The organism is Actinomycetota bacterium, assembly GCA_035759705.1.
In the GTDB taxonomy this organism is placed as follows: domain Bacteria; phylum Actinomycetota; class CADDZG01; order JAHWKV01; family JAHWKV01; genus JAJCYE01.
This window is the reverse complement of the sequence record DASTUJ010000151.1, coordinates 1-6,135: the sequence shown is the minus strand read 5'-3', so window position 1 is coordinate 6,135 and position 6,135 is coordinate 1. Positions and strand designations below refer to the sequence as shown.

Annotated in this window: 3 protein-coding genes and 1 rRNA gene; 2 read left to right on the top strand and 2 right to left on the bottom strand. The window is 59.6% G+C overall.

Features of this window, described 5'->3' with window-relative positions; genetic code table 11:
- Positions 1-852: hypothetical protein (locus VFV09_10435; GenBank protein HEU4868131.1), on the top strand; the 852-nt coding region annotated here is incomplete at its 5' end.
- A gap of 60 nt (positions 853-912) precedes the next feature.
- Here the strand turns inward: VFV09_10435 and VFV09_10430 are convergent.
- Positions 913-1,524, bottom strand: a complete 612-nt coding sequence (locus VFV09_10430) for an alpha/beta hydrolase (protein ID HEU4868130.1) — start codon at positions 1,522-1,524, stop codon at positions 913-915.
- The gene (locus tag VFV09_10425; protein ID HEU4868129.1) at positions 1,524-2,504 is read right to left on the bottom strand and encodes a VOC family protein; all 981 of its coding nucleotides are present in this window, start codon (positions 2,502-2,504) and stop codon (positions 1,524-1,526) included. The genes VFV09_10430 and VFV09_10425 overlap by 1 nt, the downstream gene beginning before the upstream one ends.
- A 598-nt stretch (positions 2,505-3,102) precedes the next feature.
- Between VFV09_10425 and VFV09_10420 the strand changes: the two genes are divergently transcribed.
- Positions 3,103-5,810 (top strand): 16S ribosomal RNA (locus VFV09_10420).
- Positions 5,811-6,135: the final 325 nt, after the last annotated feature.

Genomic DNA, 6,135 nt, shown 5'->3' with positions numbered 1-6,135 from the left:
GAAACCAAGATCGCCAAACAGACCGGGTTCCTTGCGGGCGCCATCAAGCAGTCGGGTAGCTACTACGTCTACGCCAGTGTCACCGGCGCCGGAGGTGCGACCGTGACCGCCGATGTCAGCACCGCTACCACCGGGGCCACCTCGGTGGTGCTGACGGCCGGGTCCTACTCGGCGGAGGGGCTGGTCTATAACTACCGCAGCGGCGTCCAGACCGCGGTTTCGCCCCTGTCCCAGGGCGTGAAGTCCTACTCGATAACCTCAACCGACCCGGCGGGCAATGCTCAAACCCAGTCCAACTACAACGTGAACGTCGACAACACGGCGCCGATCGCCACCGATGTCCAAACCGCCAACGGGGGGTCGACAGTCGGGAGGGCTCAACCCGCCGACACAGTGACCTTAACCTTCAGCGAGCGGATCGATCCTCAGTCACTGCTGAGCGGATGGACCGGTTCGTCGGCCAATGTCGTCGTGCGCCTCGTGGACGGCGGGGGCTGTGTCCTGTTCCTCCTTTGCGCAGATGACTACTTGGAGATCTGGAACTCAACCAACACCGTGAAGCTGCCCTTCGGGCTGCTCGATCTGAACGGGGTCGACTACAACGGCTCTGCGGTTATCGGCCTGGGAACCCAGCCCACAGCGGTTTTCGGCTCGAGCGGCACTGCGTCGACGATGGTCCAGTCAGGCTCCACAATCACCATCACCCTCGGAACCCTGAACAGCGGGACACCGGGAACCGGGAGCAGCACAACGGTGGGTTGGAGCCCGGTCAGCACCCCGTACGATGCCGCGGGCAACGCCATCTCTACGTCGGGGGCGTCAGAATCAGGCCCGGGTGACCAGGAGTTCTAGGCTGTTCGACCTGAAAAACGAATAAAGACTCATCCCTTGTATGCCTGCTTGGTCGGCGCCCTACGACTCCATCCACTCTTTGACTATCGAGATCTCGGTGGGGGTGAGCTCGTGCCCGCCCGGCATCCACACCAGGGACACGTCCGCCCCCGACCGCCGGTAGAGCTCGCCCAGCAGCTCCGCCTCGTCGCCGGGAACCATGTCGTCGTTGCGGCCCGCGGTCAAAAGAATCGGCTTGTCGTCGAGGTCGGGTAGCTCCTCGGGGTAGAACGGTGGCATGGCATGAAGCAGAGCGGCTCCGGCCAGCGCCTCCGGGTGCAGGAAGAGCAGGCTGGCTGCCATGTTGGCGCCGTTGGAGTAGCCGACCGCCGTGATCCGCTCGGGGTCGAGCTCGTACTCCTCCGCAGCCCGCTCGATGAAGCGAGCCAGGTCGTGCGTCTGATCGATCAGGTCCGGGACGTCGAAGACCCCCAAGGACAAGCGGCGAAAGAAGCGGGGCATACCGTTCTCCAAAACCTTTCCCCGGGGGCTGAGCAGGTTGGCCTTGGAGTTCAAATGCTTTCCCAGGCCGAGCAGATCGCTCTCATTGCCGCCGGTGCCGTGGAGCAGAAGCAGGGTCGACCCGTCGGTGCCTGCGACGAAACGGTGCTGGAACCCGAGGTCCGCGGCCATCAGCCCACCTCCGGCGCAGCCGCCTGCCGGGGGTTCGTAAGAGGCGTGAGCCTCTGCTCTAGCTGAGCCCGCAGATGTTCGTGCTGGGGCGGCAGCTGCAGAGACTCGCCGAGTTCGTCGATAGGCTCGTCGATGGCGAAGCCGGGGCCGATGGTCGCAATCTCGAAGAGCACGCCGCTCGGCTCCCGGAAGTAGATCGAGTAGAAGTACTGACGGTCGATGATCGGGGTTGGACTGAGGTGCCCCTCCGCGACCCGCTCCTGCCAGCCGGCTTGCTCGTCGGGCTCGCACGCCCAAGCGATGTGGTGCACCGACCCGGCGCCCTGGCGACCTGGGGCCGACGGTGGCTCGTCGTAGGAGTAGGTGGCGTCCCGGACGCCCTCGGTCAGGCGATAGGCGGACGCCTCAGCCGGCAGCCGGGCGAAGCCGAGGGTGCCGGCAAGGACCGAGTCGCTGTCGACAACGTGCCGGCCGGCCGCCGCCGCCTTCAGTTCCCTGGAGGATGGCACCCGGCCGTAGACCCGGACTCCCGAGAAGCCGGTGAGTGCGAACTCGGGGGGAATCTCGGGCCAGGAGGCGGCAAGCGACGGCTCGCCCGGGGGGTCCACTACCAGCTCTATGCCCAGTCCCTCGGGATCCTCCAGCTGCAGTCGATCGGGCAGGCGAATCGAGCCGATTCCCTCGTCCGCCAGGCGGCTCACCCAGAAGTCCAGGGCCGCCTCGCCGGCGACTCCCCACTGGATGGTGTGGATCATTCCGGAGCCGTGCCGGCCTCTGGCTGCGCCGGGATACTCGAAGAAGGTGAGGATGCTGCCGGGGCTGCCGGTTTCGTCGGCGAAGTAGAGGTGGTAGACGTCTGGAACGTCGAAGTTGACGGTCTTCTTGACCATCCGAAGCCCCAGAATCCGTACGTAGAAGTCCACGTTGCCGGGGGCGTCGCCGGTGATGGCGGTGATGTGGTGGATACCTTTGAGAGCCATGGAAACCCCCCTGATTTAGTGTCGAAAAACCGGAATAGACGGATCGGTGGTACCGTTGATCTCAGTGTATTAGCCGCCATGTAGTTACCTCGGCGGGCCCACTCCGAAAACGAGGCGCAAGCCTTACGGATGGTTTGACGAGGTACGTGAGCGGGTGTACATTGAACCTCCGACCTAAAGCGCCTTTACGAGTGAAATGCACGTAAACGGTACGGTCGGGATGCTTGACAGCTTCACAGGAGGACGCCAAAACCAGATTCGATCCTAAGCAACTGTAGTCAGGACCGAAGATGCCGCTGGGCGATATGTTCCAGCGGTTTTTTGCGCCCCAAATGACCCAAGGTCGGAGTGGACCAGGTCTGTTGTGACCCTTCCAGGCATTCGGATGTTCCTTGAGAACTAAACAGCGTGCCCTAAGCAAAGTTAGTGTTGCTTTGAACGACCCCGAAATTCCTTCGGAGGCGTGCGTCAAGCACGTCGTCGATTGAGGGTTCACAAGTTGTAAATTCGGTAAATGCCTGTTCTGGTCCTCGTCTGCTGGTTTACCAGCAGAAGGTAGGGCCACAACTAATTGCGTTTGTCGAGTTGGTTTCAAATCTCTACGGAGAGTTTGATCCTGGCTCAGGACGAACGCTGGCGGCGCGCCTAACACATGCAAGTCGAGCGATAAGCCACCTTCGGGTGGTGGAAAGCGGCGAACGGGTGAGTAACACGTGAGGAACCTGCCCCGGACTCTGGGATAACAGTGGGAAACCGCTGCTAATACCGGATACACCATTTCTACGGCATCGCAGAAATGGGAAAGATTTATCGGTCTGGGATGGCCTCGCGGCCTATCAGCTAGTTGGTGGGGTAACGGCCTACCAAGGCGTCGACGGGTAGCTGGCGTGAGAGCGTGGCCAGCCACACTGGGACTGAGATACGGCCCAGACTCCTACGGGAGGCAGCAGTGGGGAATCTTGCACAATGGGCGAAAGCCTGATGCAGCGACGCCGCGTGAGGGATGAAGGCCTTAGGGTTGTAAACCTCTTTCAGCAGGGACGAAGCGAAAGTGACGGTACCTGCAGAAGAAGCCCCGGCTAACTACGTGCCAGCAGCCGCGGTAATACGTAGGGGGCGAGCGTTGTCCGGATTTATTGGGCGTAAAGAGCGCGTAGGTGGTTTGTAAAGTCGGATGTGAAAGTCCAGGGCTTAACCCTGGGATGCCATTCGATACTTGCAGACTAGAGCATGGTAGGGGGATCTGGAATTCCTGGTGTAGCGGTGAAATGCGCAGATATCAGGAGGAACACCGGTGGCGAAGGCGGGATCCTGGGCCATTGCTGACACTGAGGCGCGAAAGCTGGGGGAGCAAACAGGATAAGAAATCTTGTCCTCTTCAGCCGTAAGGCTGATGAAAATTAATCCAGCTATATCGGTGAAAGTCCTGTCACACCCGGTCATCACAATGATCGGGTGGAGAGGATAACGCCGAGGGAAGTTCGAGATCGACTCGATCTCAATGAAAGACAGCAAGCAATCCTTGTAGGGACACTGTTGGGCGACGGGTGCCTGGCGAAGCACGGTAACTACCACCGGCTTCACATCAAGCACAAGTTGGCTCAGGTGACCCTGGCAGAGTTGAAGCGAGAGGCATTCAGTGACTTCGTCACCATGCCGCTCCATCGATTCGATCAGAAACTACAAGGCAGGGCGTATCCGTGTGTGCAGTTCGCCACACGGACCAACCCGATCTTCACGGAGTGGCACCGCAGGTTCTACCTCGGTCGCCGCAAGATTGTTCCGGAAGACATTGCAACGTGTCTGAGCCCGCTGTCCCTGGCCATATGGTTCATGGACGACGGAGCTGCGGACTACGCAGGAGTAACAATCCAAACTCACAACTTCCTAACGGAAGAGGTCGAGTTGTTGCGCAGTCTGCTCGGCGAGATGTTCGGACTGAAAGTGAGTTCGAGGAGTAATAAAGGAAAGAGGATCCTGTATGTGGCGGCTTCGAGTCTGGAACGATTCGAGGCCATCGTTGGACCTCACCTGCTCCCGGATCTCAGCTACAAGCTAGTTCCGAGACGGTTTTGTAACCCCGTAGAGACTACACGCTGGCCCCAGGTCGACAGACCTGGGTGATGACATAGTCCGAGCTCACGGGTAACCGTGAGAGGTCATCAGAAATGGTGGCCCGCCAGGAGGAATCCTGGTCAGTACTTTCAGCTACGCTGGAAGGAAGTAACAGTACTGTAGATACCCTGGTAGTCCCAGCCGTAAACGATGGGTGCTAGGTGTGGGAGGCTATCGACGCCTTCCGTGCCGCAGCTAACGCATTAAGCACCCCGCCTGGGGAGTACGGCCGCAAGGCTAAAACTCAAAGGAATTGACGGGGGCCCGCACAAGCGGCGGAGCATGTGGCTTAATTCGAGGCAACGCGAAGAACCTTACCTGGACTTGACATCTGGGGAAAAGCCGTAGAGATACGGTGTCCGTAAGGGCCCCTGACAGGTGGTGCATGGCTGTCGTCAGCTCGTGCCGTGAACGATATCGCGGCCCCGGAGAGTGATCTCCGGTGGAAAACCGGCTCATATCGAGGAAACCGAAACTGTCCCTCCTCCTTTCGAGAGGAAGGGAAGTGTGACGGCAATCTCGAGGGAAGTCGTCGGAGGATAGACGAACGAGTAGCGCTTCCGATTGACCCTGTAACGACTGAGGACTTTGAAGTCCGAGGCGGAGTTCATTGCCTTTCTATAAGGGAGGCAAAACTACGGACTCCGCAACACGCCGGCCCTCACAACGTCTGTGAGGTGATGGAATAGTCTGAACTCAACGTAAGTTGGGAATCGCTCGGAGGTGTTGGGTTAAGTCCCGCAACGAGCGCAACCCCCGTCTTTAGTTGCCAGCACGTGATGGTGGGGACTCTAGAGAGACTGCCGGCGTTGAGCCGGAGGAAGGTGGGGATGACGTCAAGTCATCATGCCCTTTATGTCCAGGGCTGCACACATGCTACAATGCCGGCCACAATGGGCTGCGACCCCGCGAGGGTGAGCGAATCCCAAAAAAGCCGGCCAAGTTCGGATCGTAGTCTGCAACTCGACTGCGTGAAGTCGGAGTCGCTAGTAATCGCGGATCAGCAACGCCGCGGTGAATACGTTCCCGGGCCTTGTACACACCGCCCGTCACACCACGAAAGTTGGTAACACCCGAAGCCAGTGGCCCAACCGCAAGGAGGGAGCTGTCGAAGGTGGGATCAGCGATTGGGGTGAAGTCGTAAGCAAGTTGCGACCCTCACAGGTAACTGTGAGAGAAAAACTCGGCTGTATGCTGGAAACCCCGCAAGTATCCTGCGCTACCAAACCTGTCGCCCCCTCTTCCTAGAGTTGGTGCATGTCGTTTGGTGAAAATGCGATAGGTGAAGCGGACAATCAGCAGGGAAGTCGCCAGTTGGATCTTTTCGATGACTGGTTGACCCCTCAGAGACTACACGCCGAGCTCCTGGCTGCTAGTAAGAAGAGCTTGGAATGTTACCTCCAAGGTGCCTTGCGGGATGGAACCCGCAGTATCCGGCACCGCACCCACAGGATCGGCCAATCAGATCCTCGGTGGCTTGAACTTCTGAAGGAGGCTCTTCGGATCCTCGAGTACG

Bases quoted from the DNA above. Each gene is read 5' to 3' on its own strand.
- VFV09_10425 (HEU4868129.1), bottom strand. From the start codon at position 2,504: ATGGCTCTCAAAGGTATCCACCACATCACCGCCATCACCGGCGACGCC.
- VFV09_10430 (HEU4868130.1), bottom strand. From the start codon at position 1,524: ATGGCCGCGGACCTCGGGTTCCAGCACCGTTTCGTCGCAGGCACCGAC.